Genomic DNA, 24784 nt, shown 5'->3' on the forward strand with positions numbered 1-24784 from the left:
TCAGGGCGTTTTTCGTATTTTTGTGCGAAGCGTCCGTCGGCTCGGCGAGTGTTATTTGTCAGGGAGTTCTGGTTTTTAGATTGCTGGATTCGAGCCGGATTTTCGGCGTGTAGGGTGTCAGGGAAACCCTTAGATGCCATCCACGAATCATGACCCAGTGTTTCAAAAACCAACCCAGCGATCAGCAGCGCCTCAACCACAACAGCACACCCGTCGCTGAATGTGAATGCAAAGAGGAGCGGCTTTATGGCAGCAAGACACTCATTACCGACGTGCCAATTCTTACTTGCGCCTGCCTGTGGCGACACTACCAGCGCGAGGCGGAAGAGATTGTCGCACCCGGTGGTGTACTGATTGCCGACCCGGTAGAGCGCAACCGCGTGATCAACGCTGCCTACGCTCGCCTGTGGCTGCACGATTCAAGGTTTCAGTGGGCCGGGCTGGCGGCATTTGCCTCCAAGCAGGTTGGCTGCGGGTTGCTGCATGCGGCGGACAGTATCGATCTCATTCGCGATGAGCAGGAGGCGCGTCAACGTGTGCGCGATAGCCGCAGCGAGTTCGGGCTGCTGACGCCAGACAAGATGTCCGGGCAGGCGGATGAGCTGCGTGACTATAAAGAAGCGGATGCACGAAATCCGGTGCCCTCTGTGGATTTTCGTGCACCGGGGGACGACTTGTCGCTGGTGCAACAGCAGTTCCGACATGGGCACGACATGATGGCGCTGGGGAATACCACGCTGTTTCTCGATGTTTTTCCGTTGCATGAGTTTTATGCGAAGCGTGGGTTGAAGGAGTTGAAGAAGTGCCTGGAGGCCCGGAAGAGCATTTACGGGCATCCGAAGTTCCCGGTGCTGTGGCCAGTGGGGGAGGAAAGACTGCAGTTCGGAGTGGGTTACTACGAGATTTTGCTGGGCTTTGAGGCGATAGAGGACGGAGACATCGCCGCAAGTGTTAAGCATTTGGCGAGGCATGAACAGATCAATATCCTCCAGCCGACGATTTACCAGGACCGTCAATTGGTGGCTTTGCTGCGTGCCAACCACGCATCCTATGTGACGCGGTTTCCTTCAGGCGTTGCCCAGGCGATTGAGTTGACCCTTACCAGCCAATGCCAGCGTGTCGAGGATGGGCGAACCATCGATTTTGGCGACAATCCGCTGGCGGACTTGTCCGACATCAAGCAGCGAATGGCATTCGTGCTCCAGGCCGCCGCGCGTTTTGATCAGATGCTCGGTGACCACGACCGTTATGCATTGGAGCAGTCGATCAGCGAGATCGCAGCAAGCGGTGGCAGCCGATGACTCTGCGCCCACGTAGGTTCGGCTGGCGCTGCGGCACCTACCTTCTTGTCCTGGCTGGCCTGACGTGGGCCGTCATACATCGCCTGACGCAACCTCTCTGGGATGAACCCGAAATCGTCGTGGAAATTGGGGGGAGGTATGAAGATCTGCGCAGAAACTCTTCAGCTCCCTTTAGTCCGGAGATCCGCGACCGCATCTGGTACGGCATTCCCATGACCGACGCACGATTGCGATTTGTTGATCCACAGTTCGGATTCACCACGCCGGCGGCGCGCTTTTTCACTGTCAATTTTGACGACAATGTCATTTCCGGTATCCGCATGTCCCCGCAGATCGAGCCACTACTGCTCGATGATGCCCTGAAGGTTGCGCTGGATTTACAAAACCAGTGGCGCGGGGGCGGATGGAGGGTGGCCGGTAGGACACGTTATCCACCCTTTGCCGACACGCCGGAATGGCGAGCACAGTTGCGAGACGTTAATAAAGGAGGCACGGTTTACTGGAAGGCTGGCAAAAAATATCAAGTCTTGATGTACGTCCACCGTTTCAAATACGACCGACGACCCGATGAAGAGCGGTATCTCATCACACTGTCGATCAGCAAGCCGTGGACGCCTTTCGCAGAAGATGGAGACGAAGAAGCTCTGATTGAACTGGATCAATCCATCCCGCTCACCCCCTTGTTTCCCAAAAAAACCAAAGGAGCCCCGCCATGCCCACTCCCGCCTTCATGACCCTCCACGGCGAACGACAAGGCCTGATCAGCGCTGGCGCTTTCACGGAAGCATCGGTGGGTAACTCCTACCAACTGGGCCGCGAAGACCAGATCATGATCCAGGCCCTGAGCCACGGCATCTTCGTCCCCAAAGGCTCGGGCGCCGGGCGTCGGATGCACAAACCCCTGATCATCACCAAGGCTATCGACAAAGCCTCGCCGCTGATCAACATCGCGTTGTGTTCCGGCGAATTGCTTAGCCAATGCCGTATCAAGTGGTATCGCACGTCGGCTCAAGGCACCCAGGAGCATTTCTACACAATGGAGCTGGAAGACGCGCTGATCATCGGCGCTGAAGTGCTCATGCCCCATTGCCAGGACCCCGGCACCGCTCACCTCACTCAACTGGAGAAGATCCATTTCAGTTACCGGCGAATTTACTGGCGGCATGAAATCAGCCGAACCATGGGTTCCGATGAGTGGAACACCGAGGTGCAGGGATGAGGCTGGTCAACGAATTCGGCCTGTCCGAACAGGAGCGCCAACATGCCTGGCCCACTGCGCAAGCGCTGGAACTTGTGCGCCAGGCGCTGCTGGATCGACAGCCTATCGATGGACTGGACGAGTTGCGCATGGGGCTGTTGATCGATACCGACAGCGAGGTGCTTGACCAGATCGAGCGGGGAGAGTGGTGGTTGGTCAGGCCTGAAGCCGATTACGCTGACTGGGTAATGCCGGAGCGGGCCTTTGATCCAAAGATAATGGAGCTGATGCAAAATCCGCCCGTTCAGCCGTCGAGATCGCCAAGGGTCTTTCGCCTCGTAGACAGCGTGACCGGAGAGCCGCTGGCGCTGCATCACTATCTCGCGACGGTGGATGGGGATACGGCGCCGCGCAGAACCGACGGCGAGGGCATCGCGCACCTTTTTCTATCGGCTGGGGTTCAGCAAATATCAATGAAGGTCACTGGCGTTTAACGCGGGCAGGGCGGCTCGGGTTCATGGGCACGGTTTTCACAGCTACCTGACGGTAATTTACCCGGATAACCCGACGACGGGTGCCGGGCAAAGGCACGTTGTTGTATGGTTGTGGTCGAAACCGATGAACTCAAGTGATTGAAAGGATATCGCCATGCTGGACTGGAAGAACCGCGCGGGCAGCGCGCCTGAACGTGCCGCTGAACCGAAATCGGCCACCCGCAGTTACATCGGTGGCCTGTTGTTCAGTCGGGCGCTGGCCACGTTGATCGGCCTCTACCTGATTGTGGCCATTGCGCTTGGCTGGTACTGGAGTCAGGAGCCGGCGCTGTTCCCGGTTCAACAGAATGCCCAGGTGGCTGCCGAGAAAGAAGGCAAGCAGATGGTCATCGGCTACACCACGGTCGAAACCCTCAAGACTGTTGCCGACACTTTGCTGACCAAACCGGGCGGCTACATCTCCAACGACCGCTTCCCGCCGGGCCTGTGGATGGATAACACGCCGAGCTGGGAATATGGCGTGCTGGTCCAGGTCCGCGACCTGACGCGTGCCTTGCGTAAAGACTTCGCACGTTCGCAATCGCAATCGGCAGAAGACTCCGATCTGGCGAAAGCCGAGCCGCGTTTCAACTTCGACAATAAAAGCTGGGTGCTGCCGTCCAGTGAGTCCGAGTACCTGGAAGGCATCAATTCCCTGAGCCGCTATCAGGCGCGCCTGTCCGATCCTACGCAGAAAAACGCGCTGTTCTACGCCCGCGCCGACAACCTGAACAACTGGCTGGGCGATGTGGGCACCCGCTTGGGTTCGCTGTCGCAACGCCTGTCGGCCAGCGTTGGCCGGGTCAAACTGAACACTGCGCTGAAAACCGAAGTGGTGGCGCCGGGTCAGGTGCCACAGGTGGACGAGGAAATCGTCGAAACCCCGTGGATGCAAATCGACAACGTGTTCTACGAGGCTCGCGGTCAGGCCTGGGCGCTGTCCCACCTGTTGCGCGCCATCGAAGTCGACTTCGCCGATGTGCTGGCGAAGAAGAACGCGACCGTCAGCGTGCGCCAGATCATTCGTGAGCTGGAAGCCTCGCAAGAACCGGTCTGGAGCCCGATGATCCTCAACGGCAGCGGCTTCGGGGTGCTGGCCAACCACTCGCTGGTCATGGCCAACTACATTTCCCGGGCCAACGCGGCGGTGATCGATCTCCGTCAACTGCTCAATCAGGGCTGAGTCATGGTCGATAGCGCCAAAGAGGCCGCCCATCGCGCGGCCTCGGATGCCGAACAGATCGCCTGGGTCGACGAGCAGGACAACCTGCTCGGCGCACTGGTCCGCTCCGACCTGCGCGAGCGCGGGCTGATCGGCCGCGGCACGTACATCATGCTGTTCAATTCCGCCGGTGAACTCTGTGTGCATCGGCGCACCTTGAGCAAGGCGATTTATCCCGGTTACTGGGACGTGGCGGCAGGCGGGATGGTGCTGGCCACCGAAACCTATGCCGAGTCGGCTGCCCGTGAGCTGGAAGAGGAACTGGGCGTGAGCAGCGTGGAACTGACCGCCCATGACCATTTTTTCTTCGAAGACACCGGTAATCGGCTCTGGTGTTCGGCATTTTCGGCAGTGTGGGACGGCCCGTTGATCCTGCAGCCGGAGGAAGTGCTCGAAGCGCGCTTTATTCCCATCGAACAGGTCATGCAGGAAATCCAGCAAAAGCCTTATTGCCCGGACTCTTTGGCCGCATTGAAGCGCTATCTCCGGGCTCGCGGGGAAGACGTCGCAAAAGAGGCATAAATTGGCGCTGATTGGCTCTTAGCAATCGGCGTTTTTGCCGTTACACTGCGCGACCTTTTGTAGGAGCGAAGCTTGCTCACGAAGGACGCATGGGCGACGCGTGCTGCCTGACGCCGCGCGTTATCGTTGACGTCCATCGCGAGCAAGCTTCGCTCCTGCAGTGAAATGAATGTTGTACCGTTTCAGTAGCGCTGCCCCTGCCTGAGTGGGGCTTCGCGGTCGATGGCACTTGCCCAAGTGCCGCGACCAGTCTTTGTCCTCCCAAGAGGATTGCCGGTGGCCAAAAAAGCCGCATCCTTCGCCGCCCTTGGTGGCCTGGTATTTTCCACCGACGCAGGTCGTCATTGCCCGGAATGCAGTAAACCGGTGGACGCCTGCATCTGCAAACAGACCGTTATCCCGGCCGGCGACGGCATCGCTCGCGTGCGTCGCGAAAGCAAGGGCCGTGGCGGCAAGACGGTGACCACCATCACCGGCGTGCCGTTGGCCGAAGACGCGCTCAAGGACCTGGCCACTACGTTGAAGAAACGCTGTGGCACCGGTGGAGCGTTGAAAGACGGAATCATTGAAATCCAGGGCGATCATGTCGAGCTGCTGTTGGGCGAGCTGATCAAACTCGGTTTCAAGGCAAAGAAGTCCGGCGGCTAGCAGCCTCTGTGAAAACCACCCTCGGCTTGATCCGGTCCTGATTGCTGTCTGGTCCGGCATCGCCTACATGGTTTTCACAGAGCCTGTTCTGACCGGTTTCTAAACTCACTGCGGTCAGCGAGGTCTATCCCCTCGTTGACGAACCGTCATTTTCATCCTTTAGACTGCGCCGGCCTGAACCCAGGCGACGCTCTATGACTTCTTTATAGGGGACTTCAATGTCCGTACGACGCACACGCAAAGACGATGGCAGCCAATGGACAGTTGCGGACAGCCGCAGTGTTTACGGGATTCGCCATTGGGGGGCCGGGTATTTCGCGATCAATGACGCCGGTCGCGTCGAGGTTCGTCCGAACGGTCCGGCCAGTTCGCCTATCGACCTGTTCGAACAAGTCGACCAGCTGCGCAAAAGCGGCCTGTCCTTGCCGTTGCTGGTACGTTTTCCGGACATTCTTCAAGACCGCGTGCGTCAGCTGACCGGTGCGTTCGACGCCAACATCGAGCGCCTGGAATACCAGAGCAAGTACACCGCGCTGTACCCGATCAAGGTCAACCAGCAAGAAGCGGTGATCGAAAACATCATCGCCACGCAGAACGTGTCGATCGGCCTGGAAGCCGGTTCCAAGCCTGAGTTGCTGGCGGTACTGGCGCTGGCGCCGAAGGGCGGCACCATCGTCTGCAACGGTTACAAGGACCGCGAGTTCATCCGCCTGGCGCTGATGGGCCAGAAGCTGGGCCACAACGTGTTCATCGTGATCGAGAAAGAATCCGAAGTGGAGCTGGTGATCGAAGAAGCCGCCTCGCTGAAGGTCAAGCCTCAGGTCGGCCTGCGCGTGCGTCTGTCGTCCCTGGCCTCGAGCAAGTGGGCAGACACCGGCGGTGAGAAATCCAAGTTCGGTCTGTCGGCGGCGCAACTGCTGTCGGTGGTCGAGCGTTTCCGCGCGGCGGGCCTGGACCAGGGCATTCGCCTGCTGCACTTCCACATGGGTTCGCAGATCGCCAACCTGGCGGACTACCAGCACGGCTTCAAGGAAGCGATTCGTTACTACGGCGAACTGCGCAACCTCGGCCTGCCGGTGGATCACATCGACGTCGGTGGCGGTCTGGGCGTCGACTACGACGGCACGCACTCGCGCAACGCCAGCTCGATCAACTACGACATGGACGATTACGCCGGTGTCGTGGTCGGGATGCTCAAGGAGTTCTGCGACGCGCAGAGCCTGCCGCACCCGAACATTTTCTCCGAAAGCGGCCGTTCCCTGACCGCTCACCACGCCATGCTGGTGGTGCAGGTCACCGACGTCGAGAAACACAACGACGACGTGCCGAAGATCGATAACAAGGAAGAGCTGCCGGAAACCGTGCAGTGGCTGGTTGACCTGCTAGGCCCGACCGACATCGAAATGGTCACCGAGACTTACTGGCGCGCCACACACTACATGAGCGACGTGGCGACTCAATACGCCGATGGCAAGCTGACCCTGGCGCAAAAAGCCCTGGCCGAGCAATGCTACTTCGCCGTGTGCCGTCGTCTGCACAACTCGTTGAAGGCGCGTCAGCGTTCCCACCGCCAGGTGCTCGACGAACTCAACGACAAGCTGGCCGACAAGTACATCTGCAACTTCTCGGTGTTCCAGAGCCTGCCGGACACCTGGGCCATCGGCCAGGTGCTGCCGATCCTGCCGTTGCACCGTCTCGACGAAGAACCGCTGCGTCGCGCCGTCCTGCAGGATCTGACCTGCGACTCCGACGGCAAGATCAAGCAATACGTCGACGAGCAGAGCATCGAAACCAGCTTGCCGGTGCACGCGTTGAACGAAGGGGAAGACTACCTGCTGGGGATCTTCCTGGTCGGCGCCTACCAGGAAATTCTGGGCGACATGCACAACCTGTTCGGTGACACCGACTCGGTGAACATCTATCAGAATGCCGACGGCAGCGTGTACCACGCGGGTATCGAAACCCACGACACCATCGAAGACATGCTGCGTTACGTGCATTTGTCGCCGGAAGAGCTGATGACCCACTACCGCGACAAGTGCGCCAGTGCGCGCATCACTGCCGCCGAACGGACCCAGTTCCTCGACGCATTGCGCCTGGGCCTGACCCGTTCGTCTTACCTGTCTTCTTGAGGTAAGTCGCCGCGCTCATCAGGTTGTCTGAAAATGTTCCGCGCCCTGCGGAAATTTCAGATGACCTGGTGCGGCGGTTCTCTATTTCTCCGCGAAATTGCCCACACTCCTGGCTATCAAAGTCATTTGGTCTTCTTTTCGCGTAGGCCATTTCCTAAGTTGTACTTCGGCACTCTACTCAGCCTTGGCTCTCGGCGAGAATCCCCGGCCGCCCCTCCTGTAGAGAATCGCCGATGTTCGATCCAGTCAACGAGCCTTCATTTCGTCTGGACGTAGCCGGTCTGCCCGACCCTTTTGAAGTCCTGGCCTTTACCGGAAGAGAAGCGATCAGCGAGCCATTCGTGTTCGACGTGGACCTGTTGATTGCTGACCCGACGCTCGACCTTGCGAGTTTGTTGTACCGCCCGGCCGTTTTACATTTCGGACCCGAGGGCAGCCTGATGCATGGCCTGTTGCACGAACTCGTCCAGCGTGACCATGGCCCGACGGTCAGACTTTGCCATGTGCGTCTGGGGCCCAGGTTGTCTTGCCTTTCCCAACGTTTCAGCCGACGAATTTTCAGCGACGTTTCGGTGCCCGAAATTCTCAGCCAGGTGCTCAAGGAACATGGCATCACGGGCAAGGATCGACGGTTCGAACTGAGTGGCGATTACCCGCCCCGTGATTTCTGCACGCAGTATCGAGAATCGGATTTGCAGTTCCTCCAGCGCCTGTGCGCCCAGGAGCGCCTGCATTATCACTTCGAGCACCATGCGCAAGGGCACTGCGTGGTCTTTGGTGAGGGGCGCGGCCATTTCCGTCTCGGCGCGAACGCGCGGTTCCAGGTCGATGGCGAGCAACCGGCGGTGCGTCAGTTTCAGCTGCAGGCGGCGCAGCGCACTGCGCCTGGTGCCGAAGGTCATACAGACCTGCCGACGTTGCGCAGCGGTCAGGTCATGGCGTTGTCCGGTCACCCGGTCGCCGACTGGAATCAGCTGTGGCTGCTGACCCATGTCTAGCATCACGGCAGCCAGGATCCGCTGGTTCCCTACAGCAACCAGATTCGGGCGATTCATGGGGAGGCCTCCTTCGTCCCGTCCCCATGCATGGCGAAACCGCGAATGCACAGCCTGCAACGCGCCTGGGTGGTCGATGTCGATGAGCTTCGGCCGGATCCCTCCCGACCGGTGCCCGTGCAGTTCGACTGGCTCTTTCAGGGCGAAGGCGCGAGCCCCAGTCATTGTTGGCTACCGTTGGCTGCTGAGCTGGAAGATCCGAGCGTCTCACCGCTGAGCGAGGGCACTGAGGTCGTAGTGAGCTTCATCGAGGGCGATCCGGATCAGCCGTTGATTTGCGGGTTTCTGCCCTCGTCGTCGACCGTTGAAGAGGCCAAGGTTGCCGCGCTGACAGAAAACAGCTCGCCCGAGGAAGGGTTGCTGGAACTCGTGCGTTCGGGCGAGCCTTTGGTGCTGTTGTGCCTGTTGCCCGGCGGTGGCAGTTTCAGCCACTGCGCGCAGGCGCTTTGCACCTGTCGGGTGGTGACGGGGTTTGACCAGAGCGGTGCGGCATGATCGGCGCTACCCCGCAATGGCTGTTGCTGGACGTACCCAGTGCGCCGCAGGCGAGGGCATTGCTGCAACAGGCATTCGCGCAGGCCCGATGGTTCCGGTTGTTCGAGGACACGGAATTGCATGCGTTGCGCCAGGACGGCCCGGTCCTGATCGACCTTCGGACCTGCCCGGCGCTGGCGGAATCGTGCTACAGCCAGACAGAGGTCTGGCGTGGTTTGCTGGTGGTCAGCGAGGCGTCTTCGTCGCAGTTGCTGGAGCATTTGCGGCGCATGCTCACGGTCACCTTCGGACTGCATCACCGGGCCTTGTTGAGTTACTACAACCCCAACACGGCCAGTTACTTTTTCGATGCCTGCGATGCCTTGGAACTGAGTCGCTGGCTCGGCCCCATCAGTCAATTGCACTGGTTCGGCGGGACTTGGGCCGACCGCGCCATCGGCAGTCAGGGCTGGCAGCAGTTGCTCAATCCGGAACTCGTCGTCAGCCCGTTGGCGATCGAAGAAAGCCTCAGCGTTCGTCAGCGGGAAAAACTGCAAACCTGCCTGCTGGAGCAGCATGCCTGGCACTGGAGCCAATCCACTGGAACCGATTACCACCGCTTATGGGCTCATGTGCAGGAGGGGCTGGTGCTGGGCTTCAGCGAGCGGTCGGTACTCGACGGCTGGTTATGGCTTCGCTTGCAGAATCCCCGGGCCTCGCTGGTGCCGCCGTTGTCGGGGCTCACGCAGCAGGAGCGTCTGGACAGCCTGCGCAAACGCTGGCAGAACAACCCGCCTCAATGAGCCCGGCCCGCGAACCAGCCATCGTTACGGCGCAGCGCCCAGGCGATTGCGCCGAGGGTCAGACTGCGCAGTACCATGAACAACAGGAAAGTTATCCACAGTCCGTGGTTGCCCAAGCCTTGCAACGCCCAGCCAAACGGCAGCAACAGAATCACGGTCAACAGCATGCCGTTGCGCATTTCACGGGCGCGGGTGGCGCCGATGAACAACCCGTCGAGCAAGTAGCTCCAGACCGCGATCAAGGGCAGGGCGGCGAGGTAGGGCAGGTAGATGAACGCCGTATCGCGCACGCTCTGAATGTCGGTCTGCATTTCGATGAACAAGTGCCCGGCGAACAGAAACAGCACGGCAAATCCAAGGCTCGCCAACAATGACCAGCCACAGGCAACGACCAGTGAGCGGCGCAGGGCATCACGGTCGCGAGCGCCAATCGCATGTCCGCACAACGCCTCCACCGCGTGGGCCAGGCCGTCGAGTGCATGGGCGGTCAGCAGCAGCCCGTTGAGCAACAAGGCGTTGGCCGCGACGGTGGCGTCGCCCAGGCGTGCGCCCTGTACGGTGATCAGGAAAAACACCGATTGCAGCAACAGGCTGCGGATGAAGATGTCGCGATTGACGGCCAGCAACGGTCGCCAACTCTGCCACAGCGCCAGTGCGGCCCAGGCGATGTGGCCGGGATAGGCGCGCAGGGCTTTGCGGGTCATCAGCAGGCCGATCAGCGCGCCGGTCCATTCGGCGATCACCGAGGCCCGGGCTGCGCCGACCACGCCCCATTCCAGACCGAGGACAAACCACAGGTTCAGCGCAATGTTGACCAGATTGGTGCTCAGTAGAATCGCCAGTGGCGCCCGGGCGTTTTGAGTGCCGAGGAACCAGCCGACCAGCGCATAACTGGCCAGCGCGGCCGGCAGGCCGAACAGCCGCGTGTGGAAAAAATCGCGGGTCAGTTGATCCAGTTCTGCCGAGGGTTGCATGAAGTGCAGCGCGACGCCGCTCAACGGGATGCCCAGCGCGCCCAAGGCAATGGCCAGCCCCATGGCCAGCAACAGCCCCTGTAACAATATCTGCCGCAGTGCCGCGCCATCCCCGCGCCCGGCGGCCTGGGCGGCAAAACCGGTGGAGCCCATGCGCAGAAAGCCCATGGCCCAGGCGAGAAAGGTATACAGGCTGGCCCCGACCGCGACGGCGCCCAGTTGATGGGCGTGTGGCAAGTGGCCGATGACCGTGCTGTCGACCAGCGCCACCAGCGGCACGGAAATGTTCGAGAGGATCATGGGCGCGGCGAGCGCCCAGACCCGGCGATGGGTCGGGCGGTCGCGCCAGTCGGCAATCAGGTTGGACATGCAGGCTCCTTGGAGAGCCGGCATTGTAGCGATTCATTCGAGGCCTGCGCGGCCCCATTGTGGGAGCGGCGGTGCGACGATTCGACTTGCTCGCGAAGACGGTCTGTCTGACACATTGATGCTGGATGTGCTACCGCCTTCGCGGGCAAGCCCGCTCCCACAGGGATTGGTGGTGTCAGTGGATGATCCAGCTCAGCAACCACAGCCCCAGCAGCAGCCAGATGATCCCCATGATGATCGACGCATTCATGAACGCCCGGATCGCCGACCACAGCAGCATCAGCCCCAGGATCAACGCAATGATGCTTATGATCGACGTGTCCATGCCCAGCGCGCGGGACAAGCCTTCGACAAAATTGCTGCCGGCGTGGCTCAACAGGTTGAACAGGCCGCTGAGGGCGTCAACGATAAAGCGGATGACTGAACCGATTGCCTGGCCGAGCCATTCGAAAAAACTTTCTACCTGCATGTCGTTAACGTCCTGATGTAAGTGATTGAGCCTTGGGCCATTGAACGCGGTGGCGAGTTCCTTGTAGGAGCCGAGCTTGCTCGCGAAAACGGTAGTACTTCCACTATTAATATCGCATTTTTTACATCGCCATCTCGAGCAAGTTCAGCCTGACAGCGGCTAACGCCCTTGCCATCTCCGACCATCCCCCCGAAGCTATACCCCTTCAGGAGAGCCCGATGAACCTTGTTGAACTGACCGAACGCCTGCACGCCATCCGAGACCGCAATGACTGGCGGCAATTTCACAGCCCGAAAAACCTGGCCATGGCCGCGAGCGTGGAAATGTCCGAGCTGGTGGAGATCTTCCAGTGGCTGACCGAAGACCAGTCGCGTCAGCTTCCGGCGGACAAACTGGCCCATGCCGGGCAGGAAATCGGCGACATCGTGCTCTATCTACTGCTGCTGTGCAGCGAGTTGGGGCTGGACATGAATGAAGTGGTGTGCAGCAAACTCGCCGACAGTGAACGGAGGTTCAGCTGATGAGCGACCGTCATTTCGATCAACTGGCGACCCGTTTTGCCGAAAAGATCTACGGTGGCGCCAAAGGCGCGATCCGCCTGGCGGTGCTTCAGGCCGACCTGGCCGAAACCCTGCCGGACCGTCCGTTGCGTGTCCTCGACATCGGCGCGGGCCTGGGCCACATGTCATTGTGGCTGGCCCAGCGCGGTCATGACGTGACGCTGGCCGAACCTGCCGAGCCAATGCTTGAAGGTGCCCGTCAACGCTTCGCCGAGGCCGGCCAGACGGCCACTTTCATTCAGGCACCGTGGCAGGATCTGCTCGGCCAGCTCACCGAACCCTACGATCTGGTGCTGTGCCACGCCGTGCTGGAATGGCTGGCGGAACCCCATGCGATCCTGCCGGTGCTGCATCAGCTGACCAAGCAGGATGGCTGGTTATCCCTGGCCTTCTACAACCGCGATGCGCTGATCTACCGCAACCTGCTCAAGGGTCACTTCCGCAAGATGCGCAAGAACGACATGGCGGGCGAAAAGCAGAGCCTGACCCCGCAACAGCCGCTTGATCCGCGTGAACTGGCGGCGCAACTTGAAGGCCTGTGGCAGGTCGAAACCCAGAGCGGGGTACGTGTTTTTCACGACTACATGCCGGTGGAATTCCAGGCCCGCGCCGAATTGGTGGACTTGCTGGAAATGGAGCTGGCCCACCGGCGTCACCCAAGTTTTGCCGGGCTTGGGCGCTACCTGCACTGGATCTGTCGGCCGGTCTGATCGGAGCGCGAAATGAAACGTCGTTCAGGGTTACTGGTGATCTGTCTCGGGTTGGCAGCCTGTCAGGGCAGCAATCCGTATGTGGCAAGTTCCAAACCGTTGCCGCCGGCGCCGCCTGAAGCGGCCAACACCTTCGATCGCAGCGCCTACCCGACGCCGCCGCGTGATTACGGTCGCTACCGCAGCTGGGCCTGGCTCAACGGCAGTCTGCCTGCGGGGTCGGCCTGGGCCGACTCGGCGCAAGTCGCCGAGGCCGTGAGCAATGCCCTTGATCAGCGCGGTTTGCGGCCGCTGCATGACAATCGCCCGGCGGACCTGTTCGTCAGCGCCAATCTGCATCTGGAAACCCGTTTGCGTCAGGTTCAGGACGACTACGGTTATTACGGCGGTGGCTATGGCGGGTACAACCGTTACGGCAGCGGTTATGGCGTGTACAACACGGTGCCGATCGTCCGGACGTATTCGGAACAGGTGGTCGTGGTGCGGGTGGACCTGTTCGATGCTCAAACCGGTCAACCCGTGTGGAGTTCGAGCGCCGAAACCAGCAACAAGGGCACCCAAAGTGCGCGCGCCGATGCGATTCGGGAGGCTGTGGAAAAAGCCATGTCGGCGTATCCTCCCAGTTAGCTTCTGCAATCAGGAAGCGTTCCGCAGGTTCATGTCTTCAACCGGAGAATCATCATGTTCCGCCGTCTCGCTTTACTGGCAGTGGCCGCGCTCCTGACAGCCTGCGCCGCCAACCAGGTCAATCATGACTTCGACGCCAGCCGCGACTTCGCCGCCTATCGCAGCTGGAGCTGGAAAGACCCCGCCCTGCAATATCGCCCCGATGACCCACGGATAAAGAGCGACCTGACCGAACAGCGCATCCGCCAATCGGTGTCCGATCAGCTGGATCAACGTGGCTTGCGTCCGGCCGCTGCGGGCAGCAAGGGCAATGTGTTGGTGCAAACCTACATGATCGTCGAAGACCGTCAGCAACAAGTGACCACCAACTACGGCGGCGGTTGGGGTAACCCGTGGAATGGCTACTGGGGCGGGCCGATGTACAACGAAACCCGCAACATCAGTTACAAAGTGGCGATCATCCAGATCGACATGCTCGACGGCAAGGACGGCAAACTGGTGTGGCGCGGCAGTGACGAGCAAATCCTCAGCCGCTCACCGAACCCGTCGGATCGCAGCACGGCGATACGCGAAACGGTCGGGCGCATCCTCGCCAATTACCCACCCAAATAAACACCGGGGGAGCGCCTTTTGTGGCGAGGGGATTTATCCCCGTTGGGTGGCGCAGCCGCCCCAAAAAACCTGGGCCTGCTTCGCAGTCCAACGGGGATAAATCCCCTCGCCACAAATGCGCTCCTACAGGGGATTTTGTTGTCTGAGCTGGCGGCCAAGCCTATCGAGTGATCCCGGCCTCCACGACAATCGGCAACTCGATACAGAACCGCGCGCCCTCGGCCGAGTTGCTCGCGCGCAGTGTTCCGCCCATGTTCTCGACGATGCCGTAGCTCACCGACAACCCCAGCCCGGTGCCCACGCCCACCGGTTTGGTGGTGAAAAACGGTTCGAAGATGCGCTCCAGCAATTGCGGGTCGATACCGCCACCGTTGTCCTCGACACACAGTCGCACAAAGTGTTCGTCACGCTCGGTGTGCACCGAGATCCACGGCTTGAAATCCGGATCCGCTTCGCGTTTGCTCAGCACTGCGTCACGGGCGTTGACCATCAGGTTGATCAGCACCTGTTCCAGTTGATCGACGCAACCACGCACCTGCACCTCGAACCCGGTTTCGCTGACCCTGAGCTCGACGCCTTTGCCCTGCATGCCTTCGGTCAGCAGCGACAGCGTGCCCTCGATGGCGTCAACCGGATTGAACGGATGCAGCTCGATCTCCGAGCGGCGGCCGAACACCCGCATGTGATCCACCACCCGCGCCGCACGCTGGACCTGGGCATCGATGCGGTTGAGTTTGTCGGTCAGGTCGTCGACCTGCACCTCTCCGTTGCTCAAGCGCTGGAGCACACTGACGATGGCTATGTGCATCACGTTCAGCGGCTGGTTGATTTCATGTGCCAGGCCCGTGGCCATTTCGCCGAGGGTGGCCATTTTCGCGCTCTGGGCTGCTGCGGCGCCCTGTTGCTGGTTTTTGATGTCGCTGATGTCGAGCATGAAACCCACCAGCCGCCGGTCTTTGCCAACGCCCATGGCTTGGCCTTGCAGGCGATACCAGGTCGGCGTTTCGGGATGATGCAGGCGCATGCAGAGCGATAAAGGCGTGCCGTCATCCTGCAAGTCTTGCAGGCGACTGCGCAGCGCCTCGCGGTCGGCGGGGTGGAATTGCTCAAGCCAGTCGTGCAGGGGTATGCGTGGGCTGGTCAGGTTCAGGGCGTTGGCCAGCGACGACGCCAACTGCACCTCGGCACTGTCGCTGAAAATTTCCAGCCAACCGGTGCCGAGCAGGGCTTGCAATGATTCCAGTTGCTCGAGTTGCAGATGGTGCTGATGCTCGCGCAAGCGCTCCAGCAGCGGCCCGGCGAACGCGGCGGCGAGCAGCAGCCAATCGCGCTCACCGACGTCGGGTGCACGTTGCTGCACCGGGTAAAAACCACAGAGCAACCACGCGACCACGCCTTGCGCATCGTGATAGGGCACTGCAAACCCTTCGGTATTACCAAAGATGCTGTGCAGGCGCGGATGCTCGCCGTGGGTCAAATGCTGAGGGGCGGAGCCGTTCAAACTGTCGAGCCCGGTGCCCAGGCGCTGACCGTTTTGCCACAGTTGGGGGGCATCGGAGGCCGCGTAATGTTGGTGGATCTGCCAGCCCTCTTCCTGATCATCCAGCAACGTCACGGCCAGACACGGGATCTGAAATTGCTGCGCCAACTGTTGCAGTTGCTCCACCAGTACTTCGGGCAGGCGCGACAGGCTGCACAGGCGCAACTGTTCGCCGATCTGCGTTGCGAGCAATTGGCAGTGTTCGCGTTTGCGCGCTTGCCGGCGTTCGTGCAACAAGTCGCCGATGTCCAGCAACTGCAACAGCCAGGTATCGGCCAAAGGCTGCACCCAGCCACGCAAGTGCAGGGGTTGCCCGCTGAGGCTGCAGAAATCCAGATCCAGACTTTGTCCTTGCCAGTCGGCCGGCGTGCCTGCGATGGCGAGGCAGCTATGCGGCATGAGGAAATCGACCAGAAGCGGCGCCTGCGCGGCGGGTTGCTGCTGGGCCAGCCCATGGCGCAGAGGGCCGGTCAGATGAATCACCCGTCCTTCGGCGTCCAGGCGCATCTGCAGGCCGACACCCGGCACGCTCCTGGCGCTGGAGGGTTCCGGTGGCGGTGGAGGATGGCGGTTGAGCAGGCGCCCGAACAACTTGTCCCCGGAACTCAAAATTGCACGCTCGAACGGGGAGGTGTGTCGGTGGCGACATCGGAATTCAGAACGGCGGGAATCCAGGCCAGTTGGCGGCTCCGCTTCGTGGAGGCCACGGCACTTTTTCGCTTGCGGGGGAGGTTCGTTTTCATGAGTGCGTCTACCCTGACTATCACTATGTAATGTCAGCATAGAATCATTCAGCAAAAACGGACGTTTTTTACCGGATGCAGGGCTTTGTCCTACGGATCTCGCTGACGAGGGTCAGGCAACCGGCCGCCAATGCCCAACCATATGCTCCAGATCCCCGGCGCCCACCAGCTGAAAATCGCCACTGGAACCCGCCGCACTGGCGAGCAACGTTACCTCTCCGGGCAACCGCACCGGCTTGCGAAACTGCACGGCAATCTCGACGTTGGCGGCGGGTAAATGATCGCTTAGCGCCGCGAGTGTCCGCGCCTTGTTCCACAACCCATGGGCAATGGCAGTCGGGAAGCCAAACAGCTTGGCGCTCGCGGCACTGAGGTGGATCGGGTTGTAGTCGCCGGAAACCTTGGCGTACTGCCGGCCAATGTCTGCCGGCGCTTTCCAGCGGGTGACTTCAGTCAGTGCCATCGTCGAAGCCAGTACTTCCTCCACCGGCTCGCCCTCGAGCTTCACGCCACGACACAGCATCTGGCTTTCCGCTTCCCACAGCGGCCCCAACTGATCGTCGAGGGTCGTCACCAGATCGAACGTCGCACCCTTGGCGTGGGGCTGCAGGTTCTGCACCTGCACGCTGACCCGCACGCGATTCACCCCGCCCATGGGCCTGAAGACGCGAATGCGGTTGCTCAGGTGAATCAGCCCCAGCAGGGGAAACGGAAAGTCTTTGACCGTGAGTAATTGCATCTGCAACGCAAACGCCAGGATGTGTGGATAAGTCGGCGGCAACAAACCGTTGTCGGCAAACCCGCAGACCTCACGGTAGGCTGCCAAACGTTTCGGATCGACATCGACCCAGCAACGCAATCCCGAATCGGGCAACGTGGTGCCGGTGATCTTGCGGCGCGTCGCGGCCCGCACATACAACCCTGGCAGGCTCGGTTCGCGGTTGAGTGTGTGCCAATCGGTGATCATCACTAAGCCCCCAAAACACTTTGTCCACAGACCCGCAGCGCTTGCCCGGTGAACGCGCCAGTGCCCGGTTGTGCCAGCCAGGCCACCGCTTCGGCGACGTCCTGCGGCAAGCCACCCTGACCCAGCGAGCTCATGCGCCGGCCCGCTTCCCGCAGGCCGAACGGCAGGTGCGCCGTCATTTGCGTCTCGATGAATCCCGGCGCCACCGCGTTGATGCTGATGCCGCGCTCATTGAGCAAGGGAGCCCAGGCCTGGGCGAGGCCGATCAATCCGGCCTTGCTCGCCGCGTAATTGGTTTGCCCGCGATTGCCGGCGATGCCGCTGATGGACGCCAGCAGAATCACCCGGCCGTTGTCCTGCAAGGTGCCGCTGTCGAGCAGCGCCTTGGTCAGCACTTGCGGAGCATTGAGATTGACTGCGAGAACCGCGTCCCAGAATTCCGGGGTCATGTTGGCCAGGGTTTTATCCCGCGTGATGCCGGCGTTGTGCACGACGATGTCGATTCCGTCAGGCAGCTGTTCGATCAACTGCGCGGCGGCATCTTCCGCGCAAATATCCAGGGTAATGCTGCGCCCACCGAGGCGCGCGGCAAGGGCTTCAAGATCGGTTTTGGCCGGTGCCACATCGAGCAGGATCACCTCGGCGCCGTCCCGGGCCAGGGTTTCGGCGATCGATGCACCGATGCCGCGCGCCGCGCCGGTGACCAGCGCCTTGCGCCCTGCCAGCGGACGGGTCCAGTCGGTTACTGGGGTGTCACAGGCGTCCAGGCGGATCACTTGCCCGGACACGAAGGCGCTTTTTGGCGAAAGGAAAAATCGCAGCGGACCTTCCAGCTGATCCTCGGCACCTTCGCCGACATGGATCAGCTGCAACGTGCCGCCGCTGCGCAGTTCCTTGGCCAGCGAACGGCTGAACCCTTCAATGGCTCGTTGGGCGCTGGCGGCGACCGGATCGCTCAAGGTCTGCGGCGCGCGCCCGAGAATCACCAGGTGCGCACAGTGATCGAGGTTTTTTATCAGTGGCTGAAAGAACTCGCGCAGCTGTTTGAGCTGATCGGTTTGCACCAGGTCGCTGGCGTCGAACACCACGGCTTTCAGTTTGGGGCCGTGACCGGGAATCCATGCGGTGGCGATCGAAGGTTCGCTGCCATAGCTGTAGATCGCATCGGTCAGGCGATTGGCGAAGGCGCTGACTTTTTCCGCCAGCGGCCCGCCGCCGATCAGCAGCGCGCCTTCAACCGGACGCAGCCGGCCCGCTTGCCAGCGCTCCAGCCGCACCGGCAACGGCAGACCCAGGGCCCCGACCAGACGATGGCCGATGGACGAATTGGCGAAGTCGATATAGCGGTCAGACATGGAACGCGCTCCAGCAGCTGGGGTTCAAAGTGTGGACCACGAATGGCAATCAGTCGTTCGATTCGCGAGATAAGGCCTACGCTTGGACATTGCGGAGGTTTTCAGGAACACGCAGACCCTGTGGGAGCGGGCTTGCCCGCGAAAGCGTCGGCACAGTCAACATTGATGTTGGATTTTCCGGCCTCTTTGCGGGCAAGCCCGCTCCCACAGGGAATCGCATTGTTCTTTAAATTGTTCATCAGGAGCTTTTTATGACTCAACTGCGCCGCGTCGCGATTATCGGCGGTAACCGGATTCCCTTCGCCCGCTCCAACGGGCCGTACGCCACGGCGAGTAACCAGGCGATGCTCACCGCCGCGCTCGAAGGCCTGATCGAGCGTTTCAACCTGCACGGTTTGCGCATGGGCGAAGTGGCGGCGGGCGCGGTGCTCAAGCATTCCCGGGACTTCAACCTGACCCGCGAATGCGTGCTCGGCTCGCGGCTGTCGCCGACCACCCCGGCGTATGACATTCAGCAGGCCTGCGGCACCGGTCTGGAAGCCGCGTTGCTGGTGGCCAATAAAATTGCCCTGGGCCAGATCGAGTGCGGCATCGCTGGCGGCGTCGACACTACCTCCGACGCGCCGATCGGCATCAACGAAGGCCTGCGCAAAATCCTGCTGCAAGCCAATCGCGCCAAGACCACCGCCGATAAACTGAAAACGTTCTTGCAACTTCGCCCCGGTCACCTCATCCCGGAATTTCCCCGCAACGGCGAGCCGCGCACCGGCCTGTCGATGGGCGAACATTGCGAGTTGATGGCGCAGACCTGGAACATCCCGCGCGCGGATCAGGACCAACTGGCGCTGGAGAGTCATCAGAAAATGGCGGCGTCGTATACCGAAGGCTGGCACAACGACCTGATGACGCCATTCCTCGGCCTGACCCGTGACAACAATCTGCGCCCGGACCTGACCCTGGAAAAACTCGCGACGCTCAAACCCGCCTTCGAGAAAAGCGCCAAAGGCACCCTGACCGCAGGCAATTCGACGCCGCTCACCGACGGCGCGTCGCTGGTGCTGTTGGGCAGTGAAGAATGGGCGAAGGAACGCGGGTTGCCGATCCTTGCGTATTTACGCGATGGCGAGGCGGCGGCGGTGGATTTCGTCAACGGTGCCGAAGGGTTGTTGATGGCGCCGGCATATGCGGTGCCCCGTCTGCTGGCGCGCAATGGCCTGACGTTGCAGGACTTCGATTACTACGAAATCCACGAAGCGTTCGCCGCACAAGTGCTCTGCACCTTGAAGGCCTGGGAGGACCCGGAATACTGCAAAACCCGCCTCGGCCTCGACGCGCCACTGGGCTCCATCGACCGCAGCCGGCTCAACGTCAAAGGCAGTTCACTGGCGGCGGGGCATCCGTTTGCGGCTACTGGCGGGCGTATTGTGGCGAGCCTGGCCAAGCTGCTCGATGCGGCCGGCAAGGGGCGGGGGCTGATCTCGATTTGTGCGGCGGGCGGGCAGGGTGTGACAGCGATTATCGAACGCTGATATTTCCGTGGGTGGAACCGGGAACCTGTGGGAGCGGGCTTGCCCGCGATGGGGGCGGCACATTCAACATCTTTGTTGCCTGATGCACCGCTATCGCGGGCAAGCCCGCTCCCACAGATTTAGCGATATTGAATAGATCTGTGACATGCCCTAACGTCGCCCCAGAAGCCAACTTGCGACACAAGGCTCATCAATGCCGACTAACGGACAACAATCCCTCGAACGGACAATCCCCGCGCTGACCGTGCTGCCGCGTCCATTGTATGCGCGGGCGGAAAGCCTCAACGCCGGTTCGTGGACGCCGTCTCATCGCCACGACTGGGTGCAATTTTCCTACGCGATCAGCGGCGTTCTTGGCGTGCACACCGCCGAAGGCAGTTTCTTTGCGCCGCCGCAGTGGGGGATCTGGATTCCTGCGGATTTCGAACATCAGGTCGTGACCTCGATGCGCGCCGAGATGCGCAGTCTCTATGTGCGTCGTGAGGATTGCCCATGGGCGGACGACCGGTGTCGGGTGCTGGAGGTGACGCCGCTGGCGCGTGAGCTGATCAAGAGCTTTTGCCTGCTGCCCGTGGAATATCCACAGGGCGACAGTCCGGAAGCGCGGCTGGTGAGTGTGTTGCTGGACCAGTTGGCGAATCTGCCCGAAGTCGGTTTCTCGCTGCCGTTGCCGCGCCATGAACGTTTGCTGGGCCTGTGCAACGAGCTGATCGAAAACCCGGAGCGCAGTGTGACGCTGCAGGAATGGGCGGTGCGACTGGGCACGTCGGAGAAAACCCTGATGCGCCTGTTCCAGCGTGAAACCGGCTTGAGTTTTCGCGGCTGGCGTCAGCGGATGCGACTGCTGTCGTCGTTGAGTTTGCTGGAGGAGGGGGACAGTGTGACGAATGCGGCGTTGTCTTGTGGGTATGACTCTACGTCGGCGTTTATTGCGGCGTTCAAGGGGTTGTTCGGGTTTACGCCCGGAGAATTGTTTCGGCAGTGATGACGCCTTCGCGGGCAAGCCTCGCTCCTACAGGTCTATCGCAAATCTGTAGGAGCGAGGCTTGCCCGCGAATGGCCGCGAAGCGGCCACCGGGATTTCGGATCAGGTTCTGAACCGACGAACCAACCCGTCCAGCTCATTCGACAACCCGGCCAGGCTCTGGGAATCCAGTCGCGCCGAGTTCGCCAGTTCTGCCACCAACTGCGCATCGCCATGAATCTGGCTGATGTGCCGGTTGATGTCTTCCGCCACCTGGTGCTGTTGTTCCGCCGCCGTGGCGATCTGGGTGTTCATGTCGCGGATCACGTCCACCGATTCACGAATCTGCCCGAAACTGCTGCGCGCCTCACCGATGCGGGTCACCGACTGCTGGGACACTTCCAGGCTCGCATGCATCTGCTGAGTCACCTGGCTGGTGCGCTTGGCGAGGTTGCCGAGCAGGCCGTCGATTTCCGCCGTGGAATCGGCCGTGCGTTTGGCCAGCGCCCGCACTTCGTCCGCCACCACCGCAAAACCGCGACCTTGTTCACCGGCCCGTGCCGCCTCGATGGCCGCGTTCAGTGCCAGCAGGTTGGTCTGTTCGGCGATTGAACGGATCGTCCCGAGAATCGATTGAATGTCATTGCTGTCGCGTTCCAGTTGTTGCATCGACTGGGCCGACTGTTCGATTTCCTGGCTCAGTCGATCGACGCTGGTCACCGCCGCATCAATCTGCTGCTGACCTTCTCGCGCCTGACGCTGGCCACTGTCGGCCGACTCGGCGGCCTGGCTGCAGGAGCGCGCGACTTCGTTGGCGGTGGCGACCATTTCGTGGAACGCGGTGGAGACCATGTCCACGGCTTCACGCTGACGCCCGGCGGCTTCGGCCATGTCGCTGGAAACCTGGGTCGAGCTCTTGGAAGTGGCGAGGATTTTGGTCGCGGCGCCGCCGATGCTTTGGATCAGGTTGCGAATCGCCGCCAGGAACTGGTTGAACCAGTTGGCCAGTTGCGCCGTTTCGTCGCTGCCACGGATTTGCAGGTTTTTGGTCAGGTCGCCTTCACCCTGGGCAATGCCTTCCAGGCCATCGGCCACGCTGCGGATCGGACGCACGATGACGCTGGCGAAACTGGCGCCGACGATGGCGAAGACCACTGCCAGCACGGCGGCGATGATTGCGATCAACCAGGTCAGTTGGGTCGCGGTGCTCATCACGTCGCTTTGCTTGATCAGGCCGATGAAGGTCCAGCCCAGTTGCTCGGACGGCCAGACGTTGGCCATGTAGCGCTCGCCATTGAGTTCGACTTCGACCAGGCCTTTACCGGCCTTGGCCAGTTGCGCATAACCCTCGCCGAGGCTGCCCAGGGCCTTGAAGTTGTGTTCCGGTTGTTTCGGGTCGACCAGTACGGTGCCGGAGTTTTCCAGCAGCATCAGGTAGCCGGTTTCGCCGAGCTTGATCTGCTTGACCAGCTCGGTGAGCTGCTTGAGCGACACGTCGATGCTGACCACGCCACCGTTGGTGCCCAGCTTGTTGTCGATGGTGCGCACGGTGCTGACGTAGGACGTATCGTTTTCGGCCCAGTAATAGGCCTCGGTACGGAACGGCTTGCCCGGCTTGGCCTGGGCCGCCTTGTACCACGGACGCTGGCGCGGATCGTAGTTGGCCAGCTTGGCATCGTCCGGCCACGACACGTAGCCGCCGGCCGCCGTGCCGAGGATGGCGTAGGCGTAGGACGGATGGGCGTTGCCCAGGTCCTGCAGGAAGCCGAAGACTTTCTTGTCCGCCTCGCCCTGGGGAATGCTGGCGGCGTTGGCACTCATGTAGGTCTTGAGGCTGTCGTCGGAGTTCGTGATCAACGGTTGCCTGGCCAGGTATTCGACGTTCTGGCTGATGCCGTCGAAGAACAATTGCATGGCATTGCTGACCTGACGGATTTCACGACCGCTGTTGTCGACGAATTCGTCCTTGGCATCACTGCGCAGGTTCAGCACCACGAGGGTGGCGACCAGCACCACGGGCAAGCAGGCGATGATTGCAAACGCCCACGTCAACTTCTGTTTGATGTTCATCCGCGCTCCAGATTTTCTTGTAGGCCCACGCAGTGCAGATGACTCGCGGAATTATTGGCAGCCGTAAACGTATTCGTTGAACCCGATCCCTTGGGTGCGCCATCGTTTTCTATCGGAACGATCGTCGGACAATTCACTTTGTTACTGATGACTTCGGCTGCGGGAGGAGGAAATTTAGGGCTGTTGGAAAAAATCCTGCGACGGATAGGGAGCGGTATGTCGGATTCTGTCGCAAATCCCCTCGCATCCCTTCTCCAACAAGTGCTGCCAGCTCGGCTATGATCCTTGGCGGTCGATGAACATCGGTGGGTTTGCCGGGTTTTTTTCGGCACATTGTGTGCATCCGCAACGTTCATAGGTCGGCAACCCCTCCCCCGAACGAGTGGATTGCCGTATAACGAATGACTTTCGCGTGTTTGGTAATAAAGGACCCACAATAAAAGCTGATGAAGACTCCAAAACGCATTGAACCCCTGATCGAGGACGGTCTGGTCGACGAGGTGCTGCGCCCACTCATGAGTGGTAAAGAAGCAGCTGTTTATGTGGTGCGCTGCGGCAACCAGTTACGTTGCGCGAAAGTCTACAAGGAGGCGAATAAACGCAGTTTCCGTCAGGCGGCCGAGTATCAGGAAGGCCGCAAGGTGCGCAACAGCCGTCAGGCCCGGGCGATGGCCAAAGGCTCGAAGTTCGGCAAGAAAGAAACCGAAGATGCCTGGCAAAACGCCGAAGTGGCGGCGTTGTTTCGCCTGGCCGGCGCCGGTGTCCGGGTTCCTCAGCCTTACGACTTCCTTGAAGGCGTGCTGTTGATGGAACTGGTGGCCGACGAGTACGGCGACGCCGCGCCGCGTCTGAACGACGTGGTGCTGGAGCCGGACCAGGCGCGCGAATACCACGCGTTCCTGATTTCGCAAATCGTGCTGATGTTGTGTACCGGTCTGGTGCACGGTGACCTGTCCGAGTTCAACGTACTGTTGACCCCGACCGGCCCGGTCATCATCGACTTGCCTCAAGCGGTAGACGCGGCGGGCAACAACCACGCGTTCAGCATGCTGGAGCGTGACGTGGGCAACATGGCGTCCTACTTCGGGCGGTTTGCCCCGGAGTTGAAAAAGACCAAATACGCCAAGGAAATGTGGGCGTTGTATGAAGCCGGCACCTTGCACCCGGCCAGTGTCTTGACCGGCGAGTTCGATGAGCCGGAAGAGTTGGCCGACGTTGGCGGGATCATGCGCGAAATCGAGGCTGCACGCCTGGATGAAGAGCGCAAGCAAGCGGTCCGCGCGGCAGATGACGCGCCACCGAACAAATCCGAAGAACCGCCTCCGCCCTGGATGCAGTGATCGGTTGACGAAAAACCCGGCTTCGGCCGGGTTTTTTGTAGATGAGGATCAGGTTGAGACCGACTTG

General features: G+C 60.9%; 22 protein-coding genes and 2 pseudogenes. 17 read left to right on the plus strand and 7 right to left on the minus strand.

All coding sequences use genetic code 11. The annotated features are described in order from the left end of the window. Positions 1-149: 149 nt before the first annotated feature. The 10 genes and pseudogenes from J2Y86_RS21060 (at position 150) to J2Y86_RS21105 (ending at position 9888) form a co-directional block, all read left to right on the plus strand. Complete coding sequence (locus tag J2Y86_RS21060; protein WP_253435820.1) at positions 150-1301, plus strand: DUF2515 family protein; 1152 nt, start codon at positions 150-152, stop codon at positions 1299-1301. Beyond that, positions 1298-2035, plus strand: coding sequence for a hypothetical protein (locus tag J2Y86_RS21065; protein ID WP_253435823.1), 738 nt, complete (start codon positions 1298-1300; stop codon positions 2033-2035). Before J2Y86_RS21060 ends, J2Y86_RS21065 begins: the two co-directional genes overlap by 4 nt. After that, positions 2014-2520: an Hcp family type VI secretion system effector gene (locus tag J2Y86_RS21070; protein WP_253435826.1), complete on the plus strand. Its 507-nt coding sequence runs from the start codon at positions 2014-2016 to the stop codon at positions 2518-2520. The genes J2Y86_RS21065 and J2Y86_RS21070 overlap by 22 nt, the downstream gene beginning before the upstream one ends. Further along, positions 2517-2993, plus strand: coding sequence for a hypothetical protein (locus J2Y86_RS21075; protein WP_253435830.1), 477 nt, complete (start codon positions 2517-2519; stop codon positions 2991-2993). Before J2Y86_RS21070 ends, J2Y86_RS21075 begins: the two co-directional genes overlap by 4 nt. Positions 2994-3147: 154 nt before the next feature. Then, positions 3148-4215 (plus strand): DUF2333 family protein, encoded by a 1068-nt coding sequence (locus J2Y86_RS21080; RefSeq protein ID WP_253435833.1) that lies wholly within the window; start codon positions 3148-3150, stop codon positions 4213-4215. A 3-nt stretch (positions 4216-4218) separates the two neighbouring features. Continuing rightward, positions 4219-4776 (plus strand): NUDIX hydrolase, encoded by a 558-nt coding sequence (locus J2Y86_RS21085; protein WP_253435837.1) that lies wholly within the window; start codon positions 4219-4221, stop codon positions 4774-4776. A 276-nt stretch (positions 4777-5052) separates the two neighbouring features. Then, positions 5053-5424, plus strand: a complete 372-nt coding sequence (locus J2Y86_RS21090; RefSeq protein ID WP_007947660.1) for a translation initiation factor Sui1 — start codon at positions 5053-5055, stop codon at positions 5422-5424. Positions 5425-5642: 218 nt separating this feature from the next. Then, a complete protein-coding gene (gene speA / locus J2Y86_RS21095; RefSeq protein WP_253435840.1) occupies positions 5643-7556 on the plus strand; it encodes an arginine decarboxylase in 1914 nt (637 codons plus the stop codon). A gap of 233 nt (positions 7557-7789) precedes the next feature. Continuing rightward, positions 7790-9106, plus strand: a pseudogene (locus J2Y86_RS21100) (type VI secretion system Vgr family protein). Next, the gene (locus J2Y86_RS21105) at positions 9103-9888 is read left to right on the plus strand and encodes a DUF4123 domain-containing protein (RefSeq protein ID WP_253435843.1); all 786 of its coding nucleotides are present in this window, start codon (positions 9103-9105) and stop codon (positions 9886-9888) included. The pseudogene J2Y86_RS21100 and the gene J2Y86_RS21105 overlap by 4 nt, the downstream one beginning before the upstream one ends. On the opposite strand, the gene J2Y86_RS21110 is transcribed toward J2Y86_RS21105, so the two are convergent. Next, positions 9882-11231, minus strand: coding sequence for an MATE family efflux transporter (locus tag J2Y86_RS21110; RefSeq protein WP_253435847.1), 1350 nt, complete (start codon positions 11229-11231; stop codon positions 9882-9884). The two genes, J2Y86_RS21105 and J2Y86_RS21110, sit on opposite strands and share 7 nt — an antisense overlap. Positions 11232-11406: 175 nt before the next feature. Then, positions 11407-11700: a hypothetical protein gene (locus tag J2Y86_RS21115; protein WP_253435850.1), complete on the minus strand. Its 294-nt coding sequence runs from the start codon at positions 11698-11700 to the stop codon at positions 11407-11409. 218 nt (positions 11701-11918) lie between these two features. Between J2Y86_RS21115 and J2Y86_RS21120 the strand changes: the two genes are divergently transcribed. Genes J2Y86_RS21120 through J2Y86_RS21135 form a run of 4 tightly spaced genes read left to right on the plus strand, consistent with a single transcriptional unit; the run spans position 11919 to position 14209 of the window. After that, a complete protein-coding gene (locus J2Y86_RS21120) occupies positions 11919-12221 on the plus strand; it encodes a MazG-like family protein (protein WP_253435852.1) in 303 nt (100 codons plus the stop codon). Further along, on the plus strand, positions 12221-12970 hold the full coding sequence (locus tag J2Y86_RS21125; protein ID WP_253435857.1) for a methyltransferase domain-containing protein: 750 nt from the start codon (positions 12221-12223) through the stop codon (positions 12968-12970). Before J2Y86_RS21120 ends, J2Y86_RS21125 begins: the two co-directional genes overlap by 1 nt. A gap of 12 nt (positions 12971-12982) precedes the next feature. Continuing rightward, entirely contained in the window at positions 12983-13597 is a 615-nt protein-coding gene (locus J2Y86_RS21130) for a DUF4136 domain-containing protein (protein ID WP_253435860.1), read from the plus strand. Between the two features lie 54 nt (positions 13598-13651). Next, positions 13652-14209, plus strand: a complete 558-nt coding sequence (locus J2Y86_RS21135) for a DUF4136 domain-containing protein (RefSeq protein WP_253435863.1) — start codon at positions 13652-13654, stop codon at positions 14207-14209. A 160-nt stretch (positions 14210-14369) separates the two neighbouring features. Here J2Y86_RS21135 and J2Y86_RS21140 read toward each other — a convergent pair whose 3' ends face one another. The 3 genes from J2Y86_RS21140 to J2Y86_RS21150 all read right to left on the minus strand — a co-directional run bounded on the left by J2Y86_RS21140 (position 14370) and on the right by J2Y86_RS21150 (position 18814). Beyond that, positions 14370-16358 carry a PAS domain-containing sensor histidine kinase gene (locus J2Y86_RS21140; protein ID WP_253435866.1) on the minus strand — a complete coding sequence of 663 codons (1989 nt, stop codon included), beginning with the start codon at positions 16356-16358 and terminating at the stop codon, positions 14370-14372. Positions 16359-16604: 246 nt separating this feature from the next. Beyond that, complete coding sequence (locus J2Y86_RS21145) at positions 16605-17459, minus strand: MaoC family dehydratase (RefSeq protein ID WP_253435869.1); 855 nt, start codon at positions 17457-17459, stop codon at positions 16605-16607. 2 nt (positions 17460-17461) lie between these two features. After that, entirely contained in the window at positions 17462-18814 is a 1353-nt protein-coding gene (locus tag J2Y86_RS21150; protein WP_253435872.1) for a 3-oxoacyl-ACP reductase, read from the minus strand. Positions 18815-19065: 251 nt separating this feature from the next. Between J2Y86_RS21150 and J2Y86_RS21155 the strand changes: the two genes are divergently transcribed. Together J2Y86_RS21155 and J2Y86_RS21160 are read left to right on the plus strand one after the other, a co-directional pair. After that, positions 19066-20343, plus strand: a complete 1278-nt coding sequence (locus J2Y86_RS21155) for an acetyl-CoA C-acetyltransferase (RefSeq protein ID WP_253435874.1) — start codon at positions 19066-19068, stop codon at positions 20341-20343. A gap of 193 nt (positions 20344-20536) precedes the next feature. After that, positions 20537-21328, plus strand: coding sequence for an AraC family transcriptional regulator (locus J2Y86_RS21160; protein ID WP_253435877.1), 792 nt, complete (start codon positions 20537-20539; stop codon positions 21326-21328). 102 nt (positions 21329-21430) lie between these two features. Here J2Y86_RS21160 and J2Y86_RS30520 read toward each other — a convergent pair whose 3' ends face one another. Both J2Y86_RS30520 and J2Y86_RS30525 read right to left on the minus strand, forming a co-directional pair. Next, a complete protein-coding gene (locus J2Y86_RS30520; protein WP_390959830.1) occupies positions 21431-22198 on the minus strand; it encodes a methyl-accepting chemotaxis protein in 768 nt (255 codons plus the stop codon). A gap of 90 nt (positions 22199-22288) precedes the next feature. After that, a pseudogene (locus tag J2Y86_RS30525) lies at positions 22289-23377 on the minus strand (cache domain-containing protein); the annotation flags it as partial. A 446-nt stretch (positions 23378-23823) separates the two neighbouring features. On the opposite strand from J2Y86_RS30525, the gene J2Y86_RS21170 reads away from it, so the two are divergent. Beyond that, on the plus strand, positions 23824-24717 hold the full coding sequence (locus J2Y86_RS21170; RefSeq protein ID WP_253435883.1) for a PA4780 family RIO1-like protein kinase: 894 nt from the start codon (positions 23824-23826) through the stop codon (positions 24715-24717). The last annotated feature ends 67 nt before the right edge of the window (positions 24718-24784 follow it).

It is taken from the genome of Pseudomonas migulae (genome assembly GCF_024169315.1).
Lineage (GTDB): Bacteria > Pseudomonadota > Gammaproteobacteria > Pseudomonadales > Pseudomonadaceae > Aquipseudomonas > Aquipseudomonas migulae_B.